General features: G+C 65.7%; 22 protein-coding genes. 7 read left to right on the top strand and 15 right to left on the bottom strand.

What is annotated here, in order from left to right:
- Positions 1-21: 21 nt before the first annotated feature.
- Together EKL94_RS12135 and EKL94_RS12130 are read right to left on the bottom strand one after the other, a co-directional pair.
- Positions 22-1,341, bottom strand: coding sequence for a hypothetical protein (locus EKL94_RS12135; RefSeq protein WP_126929299.1), 1,320 nt, complete (start codon positions 1,339-1,341; stop codon positions 22-24).
- A gap of 107 nt (positions 1,342-1,448) precedes the next feature.
- Positions 1,449-2,051 carry a TetR/AcrR family transcriptional regulator gene (locus tag EKL94_RS12130; protein WP_046987072.1) on the bottom strand — a complete coding sequence of 201 codons (603 nt, stop codon included), beginning with the start codon at positions 2,049-2,051 and terminating at the stop codon, positions 1,449-1,451.
- A gap of 141 nt (positions 2,052-2,192) precedes the next feature.
- Here EKL94_RS12130 and EKL94_RS12125 point away from each other — a divergent pair, with 141 nt between their 5' ends.
- The 4 genes from EKL94_RS12125 (at position 2,193) to EKL94_RS12110 (ending at position 6,550) form a co-directional block, all read left to right on the top strand.
- On the top strand, positions 2,193-3,110 hold the full coding sequence (locus tag EKL94_RS12125) for an alpha/beta fold hydrolase (RefSeq protein ID WP_126929298.1): 918 nt from the start codon (positions 2,193-2,195) through the stop codon (positions 3,108-3,110).
- Positions 3,107-5,584 (top strand): acyl-CoA dehydrogenase, encoded by a 2,478-nt coding sequence (locus tag EKL94_RS12120; RefSeq protein WP_126929297.1) that lies wholly within the window; start codon positions 3,107-3,109, stop codon positions 5,582-5,584. The genes EKL94_RS12125 and EKL94_RS12120 overlap by 4 nt, the downstream gene beginning before the upstream one ends.
- 75 nt (positions 5,585-5,659) lie before the next feature.
- Positions 5,660-6,139 carry a hotdog fold domain-containing protein gene (locus EKL94_RS12115; RefSeq protein WP_126929296.1) on the top strand — a complete coding sequence of 160 codons (480 nt, stop codon included), beginning with the start codon at positions 5,660-5,662 and terminating at the stop codon, positions 6,137-6,139.
- A gap of 6 nt (positions 6,140-6,145) precedes the next feature.
- Positions 6,146-6,550 (top strand): hypothetical protein, encoded by a 405-nt coding sequence (locus EKL94_RS12110; RefSeq protein ID WP_126929295.1) that lies wholly within the window; start codon positions 6,146-6,148, stop codon positions 6,548-6,550.
- 29 nt (positions 6,551-6,579) lie between these two features.
- Here EKL94_RS12110 and EKL94_RS12105 read toward each other — a convergent pair whose 3' ends face one another.
- A complete protein-coding gene (locus EKL94_RS12105; protein ID WP_126929294.1) occupies positions 6,580-6,927 on the bottom strand; it encodes a DUF1304 domain-containing protein in 348 nt (115 codons plus the stop codon).
- A gap of 30 nt (positions 6,928-6,957) precedes the next feature.
- Entirely contained in the window at positions 6,958-8,286 is a 1,329-nt protein-coding gene (locus tag EKL94_RS12100) for an NTP/NDP exchange transporter (protein ID WP_126929293.1), read from the bottom strand.
- A gap of 285 nt (positions 8,287-8,571) precedes the next feature.
- Here EKL94_RS12100 and EKL94_RS12095 point away from each other — a divergent pair, with 285 nt between their 5' ends.
- On the top strand, positions 8,572-9,969 hold the full coding sequence (locus EKL94_RS12095) for a serine hydrolase domain-containing protein (RefSeq protein WP_126929292.1): 1,398 nt from the start codon (positions 8,572-8,574) through the stop codon (positions 9,967-9,969).
- 100 nt (positions 9,970-10,069) lie between these two features.
- On the opposite strand, the gene EKL94_RS12090 is transcribed toward EKL94_RS12095, so the two are convergent.
- On the bottom strand, positions 10,070-10,828 hold the full coding sequence (locus EKL94_RS12090) for an SDR family NAD(P)-dependent oxidoreductase (RefSeq protein WP_126929291.1): 759 nt from the start codon (positions 10,826-10,828) through the stop codon (positions 10,070-10,072).
- Between the two features lie 114 nt (positions 10,829-10,942).
- Here EKL94_RS12090 and EKL94_RS12085 point away from each other — a divergent pair, with 114 nt between their 5' ends.
- Positions 10,943-11,836, top strand: a complete 894-nt coding sequence (locus tag EKL94_RS12085) for a LysR family transcriptional regulator (protein ID WP_126929290.1) — start codon at positions 10,943-10,945, stop codon at positions 11,834-11,836.
- Positions 11,837-11,955: 119 nt separating this feature from the next.
- Here EKL94_RS12085 and EKL94_RS12080 read toward each other — a convergent pair whose 3' ends face one another.
- Entirely contained in the window at positions 11,956-12,474 is a 519-nt protein-coding gene (locus EKL94_RS12080; protein WP_032130057.1) for a hypothetical protein, read from the bottom strand.
- 111 nt (positions 12,475-12,585) lie between these two features.
- On the opposite strand from EKL94_RS12080, the gene EKL94_RS12075 reads away from it, so the two are divergent.
- Positions 12,586-12,957 carry a hypothetical protein gene (locus EKL94_RS12075; protein ID WP_126929289.1) on the top strand — a complete coding sequence of 124 codons (372 nt, stop codon included), beginning with the start codon at positions 12,586-12,588 and terminating at the stop codon, positions 12,955-12,957.
- A gap of 292 nt (positions 12,958-13,249) precedes the next feature.
- Here EKL94_RS12075 and gcvH read toward each other — a convergent pair whose 3' ends face one another.
- From gcvH to nudE, 9 genes are all read right to left on the bottom strand, one after another.
- Positions 13,250-13,645 carry a glycine cleavage system protein GcvH gene (gcvH, locus tag EKL94_RS12070; RefSeq protein WP_010482723.1) on the bottom strand — a complete coding sequence of 132 codons (396 nt, stop codon included), beginning with the start codon at positions 13,643-13,645 and terminating at the stop codon, positions 13,250-13,252.
- Between the two features lie 93 nt (positions 13,646-13,738).
- Positions 13,739-14,851, bottom strand: coding sequence for a glycine cleavage system aminomethyltransferase GcvT (gene gcvT / locus EKL94_RS12065; RefSeq protein ID WP_126929288.1), 1,113 nt, complete (start codon positions 14,849-14,851; stop codon positions 13,739-13,741).
- A 155-nt stretch (positions 14,852-15,006) separates the two neighbouring features.
- Positions 15,007-15,447, bottom strand: a complete 441-nt coding sequence (locus EKL94_RS12060; protein WP_126929287.1) for an NfeD family protein — start codon at positions 15,445-15,447, stop codon at positions 15,007-15,009.
- 1 nt (position 15,448) lies between these two features.
- The gene (locus EKL94_RS12055; protein WP_005410704.1) at positions 15,449-16,408 is read right to left on the bottom strand and encodes an SPFH domain-containing protein; all 960 of its coding nucleotides are present in this window, start codon (positions 16,406-16,408) and stop codon (positions 15,449-15,451) included.
- Between the two features lie 66 nt (positions 16,409-16,474).
- Positions 16,475-16,777 carry an Mpo1-like protein gene (locus tag EKL94_RS12050; protein ID WP_126929286.1) on the bottom strand — a complete coding sequence of 101 codons (303 nt, stop codon included), beginning with the start codon at positions 16,775-16,777 and terminating at the stop codon, positions 16,475-16,477.
- 125 nt (positions 16,778-16,902) lie between these two features.
- Positions 16,903-17,232, bottom strand: coding sequence for a YnfA family protein (locus EKL94_RS12045; RefSeq protein ID WP_126929285.1), 330 nt, complete (start codon positions 17,230-17,232; stop codon positions 16,903-16,905).
- Positions 17,229-18,068, bottom strand: a complete 840-nt coding sequence (mazG, locus tag EKL94_RS12040; protein WP_126929284.1) for a nucleoside triphosphate pyrophosphohydrolase — start codon at positions 18,066-18,068, stop codon at positions 17,229-17,231. Before mazG ends, EKL94_RS12045 begins: the two co-directional genes overlap by 4 nt.
- Positions 18,069-18,081: 13 nt before the next feature.
- Positions 18,082-18,885 carry a 3'(2'),5'-bisphosphate nucleotidase CysQ gene (gene cysQ / locus EKL94_RS12035; protein WP_126929283.1) on the bottom strand — a complete coding sequence of 268 codons (804 nt, stop codon included), beginning with the start codon at positions 18,883-18,885 and terminating at the stop codon, positions 18,082-18,084.
- The gene (gene nudE / locus EKL94_RS12030; RefSeq protein WP_126929282.1) at positions 18,882-19,445 is read right to left on the bottom strand and encodes an ADP compounds hydrolase NudE; all 564 of its coding nucleotides are present in this window, start codon (positions 19,443-19,445) and stop codon (positions 18,882-18,884) included. The genes cysQ and nudE overlap by 4 nt, the downstream gene beginning before the upstream one ends.
- Positions 19,446-19,470: the final 25 nt, after the last annotated feature.

Raw genomic sequence — 19,470 nt, 5'->3', positions numbered from 1 at the left:
TTCGTTTGGAAAAGCATTCAATCAAGCCAAGGCAGAAAATTTCTCCAGGAATGCACCACGCTCATCAGGGTTCAGTACCGGTGCCCAGCCGATGCTGGCGCCACTGCTGGCATTGACGACCCGATTGCCAACCGCTGATCGCACAACGCAACCGCTGGCCACGCCCTCATGCAAGTACACGCCCACCACTGTGCGATGGGGCGCCAGGCCAAGGTCGCGATCGTCCAGATGGACCAGTTCCGGAACATCGAGCATCGGCTGCTGGACCCAGTCGCCTGCTCCAGATGCGCTCAACCGGCGCGCCAACAGGGCAGCGGCGGCGCTACCGGAGGGAACGACATCCTGCCCGCCGTAGCCGTACTTCTTCTTGAACACGATATTGCTGTCGGATTCGTTCAATGCGGCTACATCGCCGGCAGTGACGAAATGCGTGGGAACCACCCAGCGCTGTACTGCCTCCCATTCCATCGGCGTCATTACCTGCCGGTAGCCCTCATCCCACAGCAATGCCAGCCATGCTTTGCTCATCAGCAGTTCGGCTTCAAGGCCATTGGAAAACCTCGCACCGCTGTCAAGGATGCCCAGGTACACATCGTGATCAGAAAGCACGTCGTCATAGGTAAAGCGACGATGGACCAGCGTCCTGGTCATATCCATGCCTGAGCGCCGCGCATCGCGCCAGCTACGTTCATCATGCACCGAAATGTCCAGTCCAGGCAGAGAACGCCGCAACCACTGCCGGCTGAGATCGCCGCTGGGATAACCCATTGCCGAATGCGTGCTCCAGTCGAGCAGATGTAGGCTCAGGTAGCCCTCACGCACGATGCTTCGCGCGTACATGCTGGCAAGATTGTTTACCGGTACCGCCTGACTACCCTCTGCGTCCCAGCCAAGCACGTCGGCGAACGCTCGATAGTGTTCGAACAATTCGAAGCCACCCACCGCTGCGGAGAAATTGAGCTCGCATATCCGCATGCCATCGGCGCAAGGCAACAGATCGGCACGCATCACGCGATGTTGGCCGCTGCGAAGCTGCTCCCAGTCCACCAGGGGTGCCCATGCAGGGTCGACCCCCATCAGCTGTAGAAGGTCACTGCGCGCATGCCGGCGCAATGCTTCGTCGACCACGCGCTGCAGGCCGGATGCAACCAGCTGCAAGCCGTCAACCAGTTGCTCGTAGTCGTTGCGATCAAACAACAACGGATGTGCAGACAAGCGCATCCGGGGTGCATTCAAAGCGATCCGAAAGGCCTCAAGGCGCCGTTGTATCTCTGCGTATGCCCTGGTGCCGGGCAACGACTGGAAGGCCGGTAGCGCCTGCTGATTGATTCCGTGGAACATCCCTGTCCTCGCCCGAGATCCATGAAGGCATCCTGAACATTCGATCATCCAGCAATTGCTGTCAAGCTGGGCAGCGCATTACTGGCTGTCGGTACAGGTACGCAGGTTCAACCGTTCGGAATCAGCGTATCGATGAGATGCTCGACATAGGCTTCAAAATCCTCGCGCGCCTGCTTGGGCTGCTGCAGCTGCAGGGACAGCTGCAGGAAGCCGACATAGGCGGCGTAGGCCAGGCGTGCGCGATGGCGCGCATCGGTCGAGCTGAGCCCTGCCTGGCGGAACGAGGCGATCAGATAGTCGAGGCGGCGCTGCGACACCCGGTCGATCACCGGACGCACCATCGGATGGTCCAACGCCTTCAGCAGCTCGCTGTAGATGATGTGCGGCTGCACTTCATGCGCCACCATCTGGAACAGCTGGCGCAGGCGCACACGCGGGTCCGGTACGTCTTCCAGGCTGCCGAACACCTGTTCCTGTTCGAACAGTTCCCAGCGTTCCAGCGCGGCCTGCAGCAAGGCGTCACGCGAGGGGAAATGCCAATAGAAACTGCCTTTGGTCACGCCGAGTCGCCGCGCCAGCGGTTCCACCGCAACGGCGCCTACGCCTTGTTCAGCAATCAGGTCGAGGGCCGCCTGGGCCCAGTCTTCGGCACTCAGGCGGCTGTTGCGGCCGGCGCGCGGTTCGCCGGCGGAAGCGTCAGGTTGATTCATGGGCTGATTTAACCATACGCCGGGGTTCGTTGCAGTACGCCGTTGCGGGCGAAACCGTCAAAGGCCGCTCCTGGAGGCCTGCCGCACCGCACCATACGATGCAGTATTGACTTCCCTCACAAGCGATCCATACTAGCAAGTATGGTTACGTCCCCTACTCCCGCTGCGTTCCATGACCTGCGCCTGGAGGCGGCCCATGGTGCCCGCCTCGCCGCCACTGCCAGCGACCACGGTCGTCGTGGCCGGGTGCTGTTCGCGCACGGCTTCGGCCAGACCCGTCATGCCTGGAATACCACCGCGCGTGCCCTGTCTGCGGCCGGCCTGCAGACGCTGGCTTACGACGCACGCGGCCACGGCGATTCGGACTGGAATGCCGCCGACCTGCCCTATCACGGCGAACAGTTCGCCGATGACCTCATCGTGCTGGCCGGTGAACAGCCGCGCCCGCCGGTGCTGGTTGCGGCCTCGATGGGCGGCCTGTTCGGCCTGCTGGCCGAATCGCGCTGGCCGGGCCTGTTCTCGGCGATGGTGCTGGTCGACATCACCCCGCGCTGGGATACCGCCGGTGTCGAGCGCATCCTCGCCTTCATGACCGCCCATCCCGACGGCTTCGCCTCGCTGACGCAGGCCGCCGACGTGATCTCGGCGTACATGCCGCACCGTCCGCGCAAATCCGAGCAGTCGCTGCGTGCACTGCTGCGCGAAGACGGCCACGGCCGCTGGCGCTGGCACTGGGATCCCCGCCTGGTGGCCGAATTGGCCCGCGACAGCGAACAGCACCAGGACGCACTGGCCGAGGCCGCGCGCCAGGTGAAGTGCCCGTTGCTGCTGGTGAGTGGCGGTCGCAGCGACCTGGTCACGCCGCAGACCGTGGCCGAATTCCTGGCGTTGGCGCCGCATGCTCGCCATGTACAGCTGCCGCAGGCCACGCACATGGTCGCCGGCGATGACAACGACGCCTTTACCGCTACTGTGTTGGACTATCTGGACGTGTTGCCCGCAGCAGACGCTGCGGCTTCGTCCGCCACAAACGAGCACGTCACCGGAGCACGCTCATGAGCATCGTTCTTCCCTTCCTCGCCCTGCTGCTGGCAGGCGCGTTCGTCGCCTACCACCGCATGCGGCTGGTTACCTGGACGCTGATCAGCGTGGCCCTGCTGGTCGCCTGCTGGTTCATTCCCTACATCAACCAGACCGCCACGATCGTCGCGGCCGCTGTGTTGGCCGTCATCGCCGTGCCGCTGCTGCTGCCGTTCATCCGCAAGCCGCTGCTGACCGGCCCGATGATGAAGGTGTTCCGCAAGGTGCTGCCGCCGCTGTCGCAGACCGAGCGCATCGCACTGGAAACCGGCTCGGTCGGCTTCGAGGGCGAACTGTTCACCGGTGATCCGGACTGGAACATCCTGCTCAACTATCCCAAGCCGCAGCTGACCGCCGAAGAACAGGCCTTCCTCGATGGCCCGGTGGAAGAGCTGTGCACCATGGTCAACGACTGGGAAATCACCCATGTCCACGCCGACCTGCCGCCGGAACTGTGGGCCTTCATCAAGAAGAACAAGTTCTTCGGCATGATCATCCCGAAGGAATACGGCGGCCTCGGCTTCTCCGCACTGGCCCACCACAAGGTGATCCAGAAGCTGGCCTCGGTGTCTTCGGTGGTCAGCTCCACCGTCGGCGTGCCGAATTCGCTGGGCCCGGGCGAACTGCTGGTGCATTACGGCACCCAGGAACAGAAGGACCAGTACCTGCCGCGCCTGGCCGATGGCCGCGAAGTGCCCTGCTTCGGCCTGACCGGTCCGTTCGCCGGCTCCGACGCCACCTCCATTCCGGACTACGGCATCGTCTGCAAGGGCGAGTGGAACGGCGAGCAGGTGCTCGGCGTCAAGCTGACCTTCGACAAGCGCTACATCACCCTGGCCCCGGTCGCTTCGCTGATCGGCCTGGCCTTCCGCATGTACGACCCGGATGGCCTGATCGGCGATACCCGCGACATCGGCATCACTCTGGGCCTGCTGCCGCGCGACACCGCCGGTGTTGAAATCGGCCGTCGCCACTTCCCGCTGAACTCGACGTTCCAGAACGGTCCGATCCGCGGCAAGGACGTGTTCATTCCGCTGACCCAGCTGATCGGTGGCGCTGCCATGGCCGGCAAGGGCTGGAACATGCTCAACGAGTGCCTGGCCGTGGGCCGCTCGATCACCCTGCCGTCCACCGCCAGTGGCGGTGCCAAGGCCGGTGCCGCCGTGACCGGCGCCTATGCACGCATCCGCAAGCAGTTCGGCCTGTCGGTCGGCCGCTTCGAAGGCGTGGAAGAAGCACTGGCCCGCATCGGCGGCAAGGCGTACAAGATCAGCGCGCTGTCGCAGGCCACCGCCGCCGCGGTTGACCGCGGCGACGTGCCGTCGGTGCCTTCGGCCATCGCCAAGTACCACTGCACCAACATGAGCCGTGAAGTGATCTCGGACATGATGGACGTGATCGGCGGCAAGGGCATCATCCTGGGCCCGCGCAACTTCGCCGGCCGCAGCTGGCAGGCCGCGCCGATCGCGATCACCGTGGAAGGCGCCAACATCATGACCCGCAGCCTGCTGATCTTCGGCCAGGGGGCGATCCTCTGCCACCCGTGGGTGCTGAAGGAAATGAAGGCCGCGCAGGATCCGGATACCCGTGCCGGCCTGCAGGACTTCGACCGCAGCCTGTTCGGCCACATCCGCTTCGGCATCTCCAATGCCGTGCGTTCGTTCTGGTTCGGCCTGACCGGCGCGCGCTTCGGTGCCGCCCCGGGCGACGCCTATACCCGTCGCTACTTCCGCAAGCTGGACCGTTACTCGGCCAACCTGGCGCTGATGGCCGACATCTCGATGATGACCCTTGGCGGCAAGCTGAAGTTCAAGGAATCGCTGTCCGGCCGCCTGGGCGATGTTCTGAGCCACGTCTACATGACCAGCGCCATGCTCAAGCGCTACCACGACGAAGGCGCACCGCAGGCTGACCAGCCGCTGCTGGCCTGGGCCTTCCATGACAGCGTGCACAAGATCGAAGAATCGCTGTCGGCGGCCCTGCGCAACTTCCCGATCCGTCCGATCGGCTGGCTGATGTGGGCACTGATCTTCCCGCTGGGCCGTCGTGCCGAGGCCCCGGGCGACCGCCTGAGCCGTCGCGTCGCCGCGTTGCTGATGGCGCCGAATGAAGCCCGCGACCGCCTGGCCAGTGGCGTGTTCCTGACCCCGTGCGAGAACAACCCGGGTGGCCGCATCAACAGCTACCTGAGCAAGGCGATCATGGCCGAGCCGGTGGAGCGCAAGTTCCTGAAGGCGCTGAAGAGCAAGGGCATCGAGGCGCTGGACTTCAAGGCCCAGCTGGACGAGGCCGTGGCCGAAGGCGTGATCACCCAGGACGAGCGCAGCCTGCTGGAAGAACTGCGTACGCTGACCCTGGACACCATCACCGTGGACGACTTCGACACCCACGAACTGCGCGCGGCCAGCTACTACGACCGCCAGCACAAGGACCCGCATTCGCAGGCGGCCTGATCGCCCGCGACACGCGTTGCCTCGACGGCGGGCCTCGGCCCGCCGTCGCTTTATCCGCCGAACGGAATACCCCTCATGTCCACGCTCCTGCTCTCGCTTTACCACCGCATGCAGCGCTGGCCCGCCGGCAACTGGCTGTTCTCGCGCGCGGTGTGTTTCAAGGCGCCCTACTTCGCCAGCATCGCGCCCACCATCACCGCACTGGAGCCAGGCCGCTGCGAAGGCGTGATCCGCCAGCACCGCCGCATCAACAACCACATTGGCACGGTACATGCGATCGCGATGTGCAACCTGGCCGAGCTGGTCGGCGGGGTGATGGTGGACGCCAGCCTGCCGGCAGACATGCGCTGGATCCCCAAGGGCATGGAAGTGAAATACCAGGCCAAGGCCTTGGGCACGTTGAAGGCCGTGGCGACGCCAATGTTGTCCATCGTCAGTGCTGCGGACGGCTACGACCTGCCCGTGAAGGTCAGCGTGACCGATGCGGCAGGGACCGAGGTGTTCCATGCGATCATCGCAATGTGGGTATCGCCGCGCCCTCCGCGCACAGGCTGATCAACCATGACGACCACTGAACTACTGGTGCGCCTGGCAGGCATTCACAGCCTGGGGTTTGCCGCCTTCCATCTGGCGTTCTGGCGGCTGTTCGGCTGGAAACGCGAGCTCGCCCAGCTCGGCACGGCCAACCGCGCGATCATGCAGATCCTCAATCTGCGCGTGATCTATGTGTTCCTGGGAATGGGGCTGATCGCGCTGATCTTTGCCCCGGACCTGGTCGACACTCGTCTGGGGTTGGTCCTGCTGGCTTTCATGGCGGTGTTCTGGGTGGGCCGCGCGCTTGAACAATTCGTCTTCCTGCGCATCAACGACTGGCGCGTACACCTGCTGACGGGCCTGTTCGTGCTGGGTGCGGCGCTGCATGCCGTGCCAATGTGGCTGGGCTTCATGCGCGCCATCAGCCGCTGAGCGGCGGCGCCTGCCCGCGCGCACCGACTTCAGAGCGCTCGCAACACCAGTGCCAGGATCGCCGGCACCGCCTGGATCATGAAAATGCGCCGGCTCACGCTGTAGGCGCCATAGCACCCCGCCACCACCACGCAGGCCAGCGAGAACGTCACCAGCACCGGCTGATCGATTACCAGCCCCACCCCGATGCCCGCGGCCAGGAAGCCGTTGTACACGCCCTGGTTGGCCGCCAGCACGCGCGTGGTCTCTGCCTTCTCCGGCGTGTTGCGGAAGGTCTTCAGGCCCAGCGGGCGCGTCCACAGGAACATCTCCAGCACCAGGAAGTACAGGTGCAGCACCGCGACCAGCACGGTCAGCAGCAACGCGATCAGCGACATCGTTTCTCTCCTCGAAATGACTGGGCGGGATCAGCGGTCGCGCGGCAGCTTCTTTTCTTCGCGCAGCACACCGAATGCGGCAGCGGTCATGCACGCGGCAGCCACCACGCCACCGATGAACACCACATGTGAACCAAACAGCGACAAGCCCTTGTGCACCCAGGTGAAGCTCAGGTCGGCACCACGGTAGACCACCGTGTCGATGGCCGCACCGGCCTTGTAACGCCATTGGCGGTCCACGCGGGTGTAGATGGTTTCGCGTGCCGGCTTGAAGAGCGAGAATTCACTGGCCCGGGTCAGCACCTGCACCACCGCCACCATCATCGGCAGCGGCGATGCGGCCAGCACCGAGAAGCCGATCAGGATGGCGAACGCGGGAATCAGCAGGGCCGGGGCTATGCCGTGGCGCGACAACAGCCAGCGAGTCAGACTCAACTGCAACAGAAGTGTCAGCGCGTTCACCGCCAGGTCGATGCGCGAGAAGAACGCGGTGCTGGCAGCCGGGTCGTTGAAGGCCGCGCGCACGATGCTGGCCTGCTGGTTGTACAACAGGGTGCCCACGCCCACGCCGAACACCACCAGCACCGCCAGCCAGCGCAGCAGCGGCTCGCGTGCGATCAGCTTCAGGCCGTCAAGCACGCTGCCGCCCATCGGCTTCTCGCCCGAGACCAGCTGCTGCTCGCGTTCGCGCAGCACCGCCCAGTGCCGCAACCGCCAGATGCATAACAAGCAGACAATCAGGAAACCCGCAGACACCAGCATCAGGTTGGCGATGCCCACACGCTGTGCCAGCGCGCTGGTGATGAGCGGGCCAAGGAACGCGCCGACGGTGCCAGCCGCGCCGATGTAGCCGTAATACGCCCGCGCCTGCGCGTTGGAAAACACGTCGGCCATGAAGCTCCAGAACACCGCCACCGCGAACAGGTTGAACACCATCACCCAGAGGAAGAAGGCCATGCCGCGCCCCGGCACGTTGCTGTCGAACAGCGCGTAGAAGCCCAGCAGGGTGACGATGAAGAAGCCATACACCGCCGGCAGGAACACCCGCCGCGGGAAGCGGCTGACCAGCCAGCCATACACCGGCTGCAGCACCAGCATGATCACGAACACGCAGGAGAACAGGAACTGCAGGACGAAGTCCTTCAGCGCGATGCCGTGGCTGGCGAACCAGGCGATCAGCATCGGCGGAAACACGGTCTCCAGATCGGCCGAGGCAGCCATCGCCTCACGCACCGGGCGCAGCACGTAGTAGCCGCTGAGCAGACAGAAGAAGTACAGGAACGACCACCACAGCGCCGGCGACTCACGCAGTGCCGCCGTCAGCCCACGTAGCGGCCCCTTGCCCTTCACCGCGCTCACGCGGCGTCCCTCGCCAGAAGACGGCGGTTGGACAGCGGCATGGCAGGCTCCGGGGCGGTGAAGCGCGTACGTTAGCCAATGCACTGCAACATCGCCAGCAGCAGCCATGCAGAAGGCTGCAACGCAGTGTCACGGCCCCTCCCGTACGACACGTTCCGATACATGCTTTCGGGGCGTCAAAATTCCAACTTTTTCAACGAGATGCGCATTCATCTTCGCTTTGTTTGTGCACAAGGGAAAAGCGGCGCTAGAATCGCCATCAGCAGTCGCGCACGGGTCTCCACGATGAAAAAGAACAGCCTGCGTCGTCCGATCCGTTCGGCGGCCACCGGTTTGCTGGGCATGTTGATGCCCGTTGCCTTGTCCACCACCGCGCAGACCCCGCCGCCATTGCCGCCGATGCCGGCCAACATCGAATCCGCCGCCACCGCCGTCGCCCACACCCAGCCCGCCGCCTACCGCACCGGCCTGGAGCCGCAGGTGCAGCTGCCGGCGGCCGGCTTCAACGTGGCCAACATCGAATCGATGGCGCAGCAGCTCACCTATGGCGAACGCGTGCCCGGCATGGCCGTGGCCATCGTGCAGGGTGGTCGCGTGCTCAGCGCGCGTGGCTATGGCGTTACCGACGTCAACAACCCGCTGCCGGTCGACGCCCACACCGTGTTCCGCCTGGCCTCGCTGTCCAAGGCCTTTGCCGGCACCATGGCCGGACTGCTGGTCAACGACGGCACGCTGCGCTGGGACAGCAAGGTCACCGACTACGTGCCGGGCTTCCGCCTGAACTCGCCGGAAGCGACCGATCGCCTGACCGTGGCCGACGTGCTCAGCCACCGCGTCGGCCTGCCGTACAACGCCTACGACCGCGACATCGAAGGCAACGCCGAGTACTACTCGCTGACCCAGAAGCTGGCCAACACCAGCCTGAAGTGCCTGCCGGGCGACTGCTACGCCTACCAGAACGTGGCCTTCAGCCTGATCGGCGACGTCGTCTATGCCGCCTCCGGCAGCTTCTACGAGCAGTCGGTCGAGCGCCGCATCTTCAAGCCGCTGGGCATGAACGATGCCAGCCTCGGCCTGGCCGGTATCCAGGCCAGCTCGCGCTGGGCGCGTCCGCACGTGCGCAGCCGCAATGGCTGGGTGTCGCTGACACCGAAGCCGACCTACTACCGCGTCGCCCCGGCCGCCGGCGTCAACGCCAGCGCCAGCGACATGGCGCAGTGGCTGCTGGCCCACACCGGCCATCGCCCGGACGTGCTGCCGGCACCGCTGCTGGCCACCCTGCATTCGAGCCTGATCAACACCCCGGGCGAAATGCGTTCGGGCTGGCGCCGCGAGCGCCTGCATTCGGCCGGCTACGCACTGGGCTGGCGCACCTTCGACTACGCCGGCCACGACGTGGTGTTCCATGCCGGTGCCGTGCAGGGCTATCGCGGCCTGGTCGCGCTGGTGCCGGAACGCGATCTCGGCATCGCCATCATGTGGAACGGCGAAAGCGGCCTGCCCAGCGGCCTGCTGCCGACCGTGCTCGATTCCGCACTCGGCCTGCCGACGCAGCGCTGGCTGGACGTGGACACCGACTTCGGCAGCGACAACCTGATGGCCGAGGGCGCAAGCCCGGCACAGCAGGACAAGCGCAAGGGCAAGGGTGCTTCGAGCAACCGTGCGGTGGCCTCGCCGCGCTGAGTTGGCGGGCTCGACCACGAATGGAAGGGGGCGGCCTGCGGGCCGCCCTTTTTGTTGGCTCTTGTAGAGTCGAGCCGTGCTCGACGCCACAAACGGAGGGCTAATGCGCGAAGTAGTGCATGCCGCCGTCCACCGGAATCACCGCACCGGTGATGTAGCCGGCCAAGGGCGAGGCCAGGAAGGCCACCAGCGGCGCCACCTCCTCCGGATCACCAAAACGCCCGATCGGAATGTTGCGTGCGATGAACTCACGCCGGCTTTCCTCGGTAGGATGCAGGCGATCGCGGATCTGCGCGCTGTTGATACGTCCCGGTGCAATTGCATTCACCGTGATGCCCTGCCCGGCCACTTCGGAGGCCAGCCCCTTGCCCCACAGATGCAGCGCGGCCTTTGCCGCCGTGGCCGCGTTCACCGCGCGCGGCTCCATCGAGCCGCTGAAATTGATCACCCGCCCCCAGCCCTGTGCCTGCATCGCCGGCAACAACGCCTGGGTCAGCCGCCGCGCTGCGGAGAAGTTCAGTGCGAACGCCTCCTCCCAGACATCGTCGGCGGCGTCCACCGTGGTGGGCCGCGAGCCACCGGCTGCGTTGACCAGGATGTCGACGCGCTGCAGCGCTGCCAGCGCCGCATGGGCGAGCCGGCTCACGTCTCCAGCATCGGTGACATCGCCGAGCAGGATGATCGGCGCCGGCGCACCCGTGGCTTCGATCCCGGCGGCCAGCGCCTGCAGCGGTTCCGCACGTCGTGCGCTGATCGCGATGCGTACTCCCTGCGATGCCAGCAATCTGGCAACACCGGCGCCGATGCCACTGCCCGCCCCGGTGACCAGCGCGGTACGCCCTTCAAGACCCAGATCCATGATGTTCTCCCAATCAGCCAGCCGGTACATCCGGCCCGTGCAGTGCATGCTGTTTGATCACCCCTGATTGATAAACTCCGCGCAGGTTTCAGCATTCAACACCCGGGGTGTCAGATGAACCTGCTGGAGAGCATGCAGGTCTACGTGCTGATCGTGGACAAGGGCAGCCTCAGCGCTGCGGCGGCAGCAATGGATATCTCGGCGACGATGGCCGGCAAGCACCTGCGTGCGCTGGAAGCACGGCTGGGGATGCAGCTGTTGAGCCGTACCACCCGGCGCCAGCACATGACGCCCTTCGGCGAGGACTACTACACCCGCTGCCGCGAGATCCTGCGGCTGGTGGAAGAAACCGACGCGCAGGCGCAGCACCAGCAGCTGGCACCAGCGGGCACGCTGCGCATCAGTGCGCCGGTGATCTTCGGCACGCATGCGCTGGTACCGGCACTGGCCGAATACATGGCGCGCCATCCGGAGGTCCGGGTCGAAGCCACGCTGACCGACCGCGTGGTCGACCTCGCCGAGGAGGGTTTCGAAGCGGCCCTGCGCATCGGCACGCTGGCCGACAGCAGCATGCTGGTGGCGCGTGCACTGGCACCGTATCGCCTGATGATGTGCGCATCACCGGCGTACCTGGCCAGGCATGGCACGCCGCGCCACCTGGGCGACCTCGCCCTGCATCAGTGCCTGTCCTTCGAACCGAGCGCACTCGCACAGTGGCTGCAGGCCGATGCTGGCGGGCTCGAGCGTGTGCCCGACGGCCGGCTGCAGATCAACAACGGCGAAGCGCTGCGTACGGCGGCGCTGCATGGGCTGGGCATCGTGCTGCAGTCGGCACTGCTGCTGGCTGCCGACGTCGACGCCGGGCGCCTGGTGCAGCTGTTCCCGGAGCATGGCCAGACCGGTCGGCCGATGCACGTGGTCTACGCACACGACCGTTACCACTCGACCCGTCTGCGCAGCTTCCTGGACTTCCTGGTGGAGCGCTTTCCACCGGCGCCGCTCCGCTAGCGTCGACCGTCAGAAAAGCAGTCGGGCATGACTCGACCCTACAAGCGGCCCATAAAAAAACCCCCTCCCCGCTGGGCAGCCAGGGAAGGGGGTTTCAGGATGCGGCTATCGGGAAGTACTTAGATCAGCGGCGCCGGGGTTGCCGGCAGAGCGACCGGAGCGGCCTTCTTCTTGCGGGCGGCCGGCTTGCGCTTGGCAACCTTCTTCGCTGCCTTCTTCGGGGCAGCCTTCTTGGTGGCCTTCTTCGCGGTCTTCTTTACTGCCTTCTTGGCGGTCTTCTTGACGGCCTTCTTGGCAGTCGCCTTCTTCGCGACCTTCTTGGCCGGCTTGCGGGCCGTTGCCTTCTTGGCAGTCTTCTTGGTGGCCTTCTTGGCTACCTTCTTGACGGCCTTCTTCGCGGTCTTCTTGACGGCCTTCTTGGCAGTGGACTTCTTGGCTACCTTCTTCGCCGCCTTCTTCACTGCCTTCTTCGCAGTGGTCTTCTTGGCGACCTTCTTCGCAGCCTTCTTCACTGCCTTCTTGGCGGTCGCCTTCTTCGCGACCTTCTTCACTGCCTTCTTGGCAGCGGCCTTCTTCGCGACCTTCTTCACCGCTTTCTTGGCGGCGGGCTTCTTCTTCGCAGCTTTCTTGGTTGCCATGGGATGGCTCCTCGTCAGTGATAGGGAGTTGAAACGCCCAGGTGGATCAAACCCGCGGATGCTGCGTGCGGGGACCGCCGGCGCGTCAGGCGCGCCGTTACGGATGCGGCAATGCCCGCCTCGATCGGCGGAGCGGACATCGGAACGGGAGTTGCCTTGCATTTCTCCGGGGGAAGCGGGGCCATGTCCACCGTCATCAGGGTCGCGGTGGTCTTGAAGGGGCTGCTTCGCATCGGACGATTGATTCTGCGCACTCGGTTGGGCAGGCAAGGTCTGCTGAGGCGAAACCTAATCACGGTTTTTTTTACTGTCAACAACCCCCGCGAAAAATTTTCACATCCGCGCCATTCCGGACGCCGCCCGCGCCACCGTCGTGCGCGCCCTGCAACGACCATTGAAGCGGCGCGCACGCGCGTCGCATGCGACGACGTCGATGCACTCTCTGAACAAAAAACACTTGAAATAAGCACTCTGCGAAGATAGGCACATGTTCCGGACAACAGAGCACGTGCATCACCGATGGTCACCGGCACCGTCGCCAACGCCAGCACAACGGGGCCGCAACGGGGGGCAAAAAGTTTTCACATCTGATCGCTTCGGCGCGGGGCGGAAACGCGGATTTGCGCAAAACTGCGCACGCCGATCGGCACCGTTCGTCTGTCGGCTGATGCCACGCCGAGGGTGCAGAGCGAACCCGCCGTCATGAGTCCGACGCACTCGCCAAAACAAAAACGGCCACCCGAAGGTGGCCGTTCCAGAACCCGGAAGTGACGACTCAGTGGTCGTCGTTTTCCAGGGCTTCGGCATACGCGTCCGGATCCAGCAGTTCGTTGAGCTCTTCGGCGTTGGTCAGTTCGACCACGAACATCCAGCCTTCGCCGTAGGCATCTTCATTGATGGTTTCCGGCTTGTCGGACAGCGCCGAGTTGACCTCGACGACCTTGCCGCTGATCGGGCTGTAGACGTCCGAGGCGGCCTTCACCGACTCGACAACGGCGATCTGCTCGCCAGCCTTTGCGTCGGCGCCGACTTCCGGCAGTTCGACGTAGACCAGGTCACCCAGCAGGCCCTGGGCGTGGTCGGAAATACCGACGGTGACACGGCCATTGCCTTCGACACGGGCCCACTCATGGGACTTGAGGAACTTGAGGTCGCCGGGGATCTCGCTCATGGGACTGCTCCAGAGATATGCAGGGGTGGAAAAAACGGGGCTAGTGTAACCAACCGGCCGCCACTGCTGTCAGTGACGATCGGCAGTTTCGGATCAGGCGTCGGCGAGCACGCCGGGCTGGGCCTGGCCTTCGCGCACGAACGGGAACTTGACCACGCGCACCGGCACCTGCCGGCCGCGGATATCGACGGTGACCTCGCCGAGTTCACCGGCCGGTACGCGGGCAAAGGCGATGCCCTTGGCCAGGGTCGGCGAGAAGGTGCCGGACAGGATCTCGCCCTGGCCGCCCGCGGTGGTCACCGCCTGGCCGTGGCGCAGCACGCCCTTCTCGTCCATCACCAGGCCGATCATCTGGCGTGCGGTGCCGGCGGCCTTCTGCGCTTCCAGCACGTCGCGGCCGATGAAGTCGCGGCCTTCGTCCAGCGACACGGTCCAGGCCAGCGCCGCTTCGTACGGGCTGATCTCTTCGTCCATGTCCTGGCCATACAGGTTCATGCCGGCTTCCAGGCGCAGCGTGTCGCGTGCGCCGAGACCGGCCGGCTTCACGCCCGCCGCCAGCAGGCGGTTCCAGAAGGCGACCACGGCGTCCTGCGGCAGCAGGATCTCGAAACCATCTTCACCGGTGTAGCCGGTGCGGGCGACGAACAGCTCGACGCCGTCATCGGACTGCACCTGCAGGGCGGCGAAGCGACCCAGCTTGGTCAACGCTGCACGGTCGGCTTCGCGGGCCAGGCCGATCACGATGTCGCGCGCCTGCGGTCCCTGCACGGCGAGGATGGCCAGGTCCGGGCGCTGCTCGACAGTGACGCCGAACGGCGCAGCCTGCTCGCGCAGCCAGGCCAGGTCCTTCTCGCGGGTGGAGGCATTGACCACCATGCGGAAGAAGTCGTCGCCCAGGTAGTAGACGATCAGGTCGTCGATGACGCCGCCGCGCGGGTTCAGCATGCACGAGTACAGCGCCTTGCCGGTCACCTTCAGCTTGTCGACCGAGTTGGCCAGCAGGCGGCGCAGGAACGACTTGACCTGGTCACCGCGCAGGTCGACCACGGTCATGTGGCTGACGTCGAACACACCGGACTCGCGGCGCACCAGGTGGTGCTCGTCGAGCTGCGAGCCGTAGTGGATGGGCATGTCCCAACCCCCGAAATCGACCATCTTGGCGCCGAGGGCGCGGTGGGTATCGTTGAGCAGCGTCTTCTGGGTCATGACCGGGTCCGGCAGCAGAGGAAACAAGAATCCCCATTATCCCAGATCGGTCGCCCGCAGGCGTGCCGCAGCGCAGCGGCCATCTGCAAGCACGCCTCATGCGACCGCGCCCGCTGGCCTTGACGACCCGCGGACGCGGCCAAACCACCGCAGCCTCAGCCCTGGGCCATGGCCTCGACCACCAGCACCGTGCCCTGCACGCTGCGCACCCGCACCCACGTACCTGCAGGCAACTCCGGACCGCTCACCTGCCAGGACGCATCGTCAATGCTGACCCGTCCCTGGCCACCGACGATGCCCTGCTGCAGTACCACCTCCCGGCCGACCAGCTGCTCGGCACGGCGGTTGAGCAACGGCGCATCGCTGGGTCGTGCCCGCGGCCGCCCCCAGCGCCGGTAGCACTGGATCGAGACCACACTCAGCAGGACGAAAGCGATCACCTGCCACAACAGCGGAATGTCGCTGAACACCGCAACCAGTACGAACACCGCCGCCGCGCCAATGCCGATCCACAGCATGAACGCACCCGGCGCCAGCGCTTCGGCCGCGAACAGCAGCAGCGCCAGCGCGCCCCAACCGACGACTTCCCAGCGCATGTCAGCCTCCGAGCGGCGGCGGCCGCTTGCCGGCGGCCTTGTTGTCCTGGCTGGCCAGCGCCTGCTTCGCCAGTTCGGCCACGCCCGCGATCGAACCGATCACGCCACTGGCCTCCATCGGCATCAGCACCAGCTTCTGGTTCGGCGAACTGGCCAGCTCCTTGAACGCTTCCACGTACTTCTGCGCAACAAAGTAGTTGATCGCCTGCACGTCACCCTCGGCGATCGCCGCCGACACCACCTTGGTCGCCATCGCTTCGGCCTCGGCCAGGCGCTCGCGCGCCTCGGCATCGCGGAACGCAGCTTCGCGACGGCCTTCGGCCTCCAGCACCGTGGCCTGCTTTTCGCCATCGGCGCGCAGGATCTCCGACTGGCGTGAACCCTCTGCCTCGAGGATCTGCGCGCGCTTTTCGCGCTCGGCCTTCATCTGCCGCGCCATCGCGTCCAGCAGATCGCGCGGCGGCTGGATGTCGCGGATCTCGATGCGGTTGACCTTCACGCCCCAGGGATTGGTGGCATGGTCGACCACGCTCAGCAGCTGGGCATTGATCACCTCGCGCTGGCTGAGCGATTCATCCAGGTCCATCGAACCGATCACGGTACGGATGTTGGTCTGCACCAGGGCGATCATCGCCACTTCCAGGTTGGCCACCTCATAGGCGGCCTTGGCGGCATCCAGTACCTGGAAGAACACCACGCCGTCCACGCGCACGGCGGCGTTGTCCTTGGTGATCACTTCCTGGCTGGGCACATCCAGCACCTGCTCCATCATGTTCACCTTGCGCCCCACCCCGTACACGATCGGGATCAGGAAATGCAGCCCGGGGGTCATGGTGTGCGTGTAGCGCCCGAAGCGCTCGACGGTCCACTCGTAGCCCTGGGGCACCATCCGTACCGCCTTGAACAGGATCACCACGGCCACGAAGGCCAGTACCACGGTAAAGAACATGGTCGGGAACATCTTGCTTTCCTTATCTATGACGTCCAGGCCCCAGCATAGCGCGTGAAGGCCGCATTCACAGCGGAGCTACCAGGGCACGCGCCCGCGCAGGATGTCGGCGAACATCACCCAGTCGCCCATGAACGAGTACAGCGGGTGCTGGAAGGTGGCCGGGCGGTTCTTCTCGAAGAAGAAATGGCCGACCCAGGCGAAGCTGTAACCGCAGAACAGGGCGGCCAGCAGCAGCACCGGCTGCCCACGCAGGATCGCTGCCGCGACCAGCAGCAGTACGCCGCAGCTGCCGATGAAGTGCAGCCGGCGCGATACCGGGTGGCGGTGCTCGCTGAGGTAGAACGGATAGAACTCGCGGAAGCTGGCGAAGCGGGACATGCGCATGCTCCGGGGGCCGTGGTCACCGCCATCATGCGCCTTCGCGGCTTCGATAGCGGGTCGATTTCGACACGGCACTACTGGCCCGGTGCCGTGGCCCGTGTAGAGTCGAGCCAGGCTCGACGCTACACCGGGGGCGTGCGCGGGCCGAACATGATCACCGCCATGCCGGCCAGGCACAGCGCGGCGCCGAACAGGTCCCAGCGGCTGGGACGGATGCCATCGACCAGCCACAGCCAGAACAGCGCAGTGCCGATGTAGACGCCACCGTAGGCCGCATAGACCCGGCCACTGGCGGTCGGATGCAGGGTCAGCAGCCAGGCGAACAGGGCCAGGCTGGCCGCCGCCGGCAGCAGCAGCCAGATGCTGCCGCCCTTGCGCAGCCACAACCACGGCAGATAGCAGCCGACGATCTCGGCCAGCGCCGTCAGCAGGAACAGGCCGAGTGTCTTCACGCCTTCTCCGCCGCCTTGGCGTGCTGCCACAGCGCTTCCTGCGCATCCAGGTCCATCGCAGCCAGCGCCCCACCCTGCGCGTCGGCCTGCGCTTCCATCGCACGGAAGCGGCGTTCGAACTTGTGGTTGGCCCCGCGCAGCGCCGCACCCAGGTCGATGTCGGCGTGGCGCGCCAGGTTGGCGCAGACGAACAGCAGGTCGCCCAGTTCTTCCTGCAGGCGCGCCTTGTTGCCGGCGATATCGCCGCGCTCGAACTCCTCGCGCAACTCCTGCAGTTCCTCGGCCGCCTTGTCCAGCACCGGCAACGGGCCCGGCCAGTCGAAGCCGACCTTGGCCGCACGCGACTGCAGCTTCACCGCCCGCTGCCATTCGGGCAGGCCGCGCGAGATGCCGGCCAGTGCGGAGGTGTCCTGCTCGCCCTTGGCGGCACGCTCGGCACGCTTGATCGCGTCCCAGTTGCGCGTCACGCCGTCGGCATCGTCGACACTGGCGTCGGCGAACACGTGCGGGTGACGGCGCTGCATCTTGTCGCTGATCGCGCGTGCGACCTCGGCGAAGGCGAAGGCGCCCTGCTCCTCGGCCATGCGTGCATGGAACACCACCTGCAGCAGCAGATCGCCGAGCTCGTCACAGAGATCGTCAAGATCGCCACGGTCGATCGCATCGGCCACCTCGTAGGCCTCCTCGATGGTGTACGGCGCGATGGTCGCAAAGTTCTGTTCCAGGTCCCAGGGGCAGCCCCCCTGCGGATCGCGCAGGCGCGCCATGATCGCCAGCAGGCGCTCCAGTTCGTTGCTGGCTGCACTGCCGGCGGTGGGGGTGTCATGCGCGCTCATGCGGCCTCCAGGGTCAATCGGACAACCAGTCGCGCCACGGCAGGCTGGTATCACCAAGGGCAATGAAATCGCCGTTCAACAGGGTCTCGCGGCGGTTGTAGCGGAACGGCTTGCCGGTCGCTGCCGACAGTACCGCACCGCCGGCGGCGTGCAGTACGCACTGGCCGGCGGCGGTATCCCATTCGGAGGTCGGGCCCAGCCGCGGATAGACATCCAGGCCACCTTCGGCGATCCGGCAGAATTTCAGCGACGAGCCCTGCGCGATGGTCTCGATGCGGCCCATCCTCGCCAGCAGCGCCTCGGTTTCCGGTGAGCGGTGCGAGCGGCTGGCCGCAACCCGCAGCGGTGCGGTGGCCGGCGTGCGGCTGCGCAGCACGGTGTCGTGCAGGCCCTGACGGCGATAGGCCAGCTCACCGCGCATGGCATGCCAGACGATGCCGGTCACCGGGGCCAGCACCACGCCGAAGGCCGGCGCACCCTGGTAGATCAGCGCGATGTTGACGCTGAATTCGCCGTTGCGCTTGACGAACTCGCGGGTGCCGTCGAGCGGGTCGACCAGCCAGTAGGCACCCCAGTGGCGGCGCTGCTCCCAGCCCACCTGCGCCGATTCCTCGGACAGGATCGGCAGATCCGGGGTCAGCTGCTGCAGTCCCTGCTCGATGACCTGGTTGGCCGCCAGGTCGGCACTGGTGACCGGGCTGTTGTCGTCCTTGATCTGCACGTCGAAGCCATCGGCATAGACCTGCATGATGGCCTGTCCGGCTTCCTGGGCGATGGCGATGGCGGTCTCGCGCAGGTCCGTGGTCAGTTTGATCATCGCAATCCCTGCAGCCACTGGCGGGCGATGAACAGCGCCGCCAGCGAGCGTCCCTCGGAGAAGTCCTCGCGCAGCATCAGCTGGTCCAACTCGGCCAGCTTCCACGGGATGACTTCCAGTTCTTCCGGCTCGTCGCCGGCCAGCTTTTCCGGGTACAGGTCGCGCGCCACCACCAGCCACGACTGGTGGCTCATGTAGGTCGGGGCCAGGGTCATCGCGCGCAGCACGTCCACCTGGCGCGCACCATAACCGGCCTCTTCCTTCAGTTCGCGGTCCGCGGCCTGCTCGGGGGTCTCGCCGGCATCGATCCGGCCCTTGACCAGCCCCAGTTCGTAGCGGTGCATGCCGGCAGCGTATTCACGTACCAGCAGCACGGTCTCGTCGTCGAGCATCGGCACCACTACCACCGCACCATGGCCACGGCTGACCAGCCGCTCGAAGCGGCGACGTTCGCCGTTGGAGAACTCCAGGTCCAGATGCTGGCGCTGGAAGGGACCGTTCTCCTCATCGGTGATCCGATGGATGATCGGCAAGCGACGGCCGGCACGGTCATCGTTCATGCGGAATCTCCGCGGCGGCCGGCGC

It is taken from the genome of Stenotrophomonas maltophilia (assembly GCF_003970865.1).
Taxonomy (GTDB): domain Bacteria; phylum Pseudomonadota; class Gammaproteobacteria; order Xanthomonadales; family Xanthomonadaceae; genus Stenotrophomonas; species Stenotrophomonas maltophilia_AR.
Note: the sequence above shows the minus strand (reverse complement) of the source record. Positions and strands in the feature narration are given on the sequence as shown.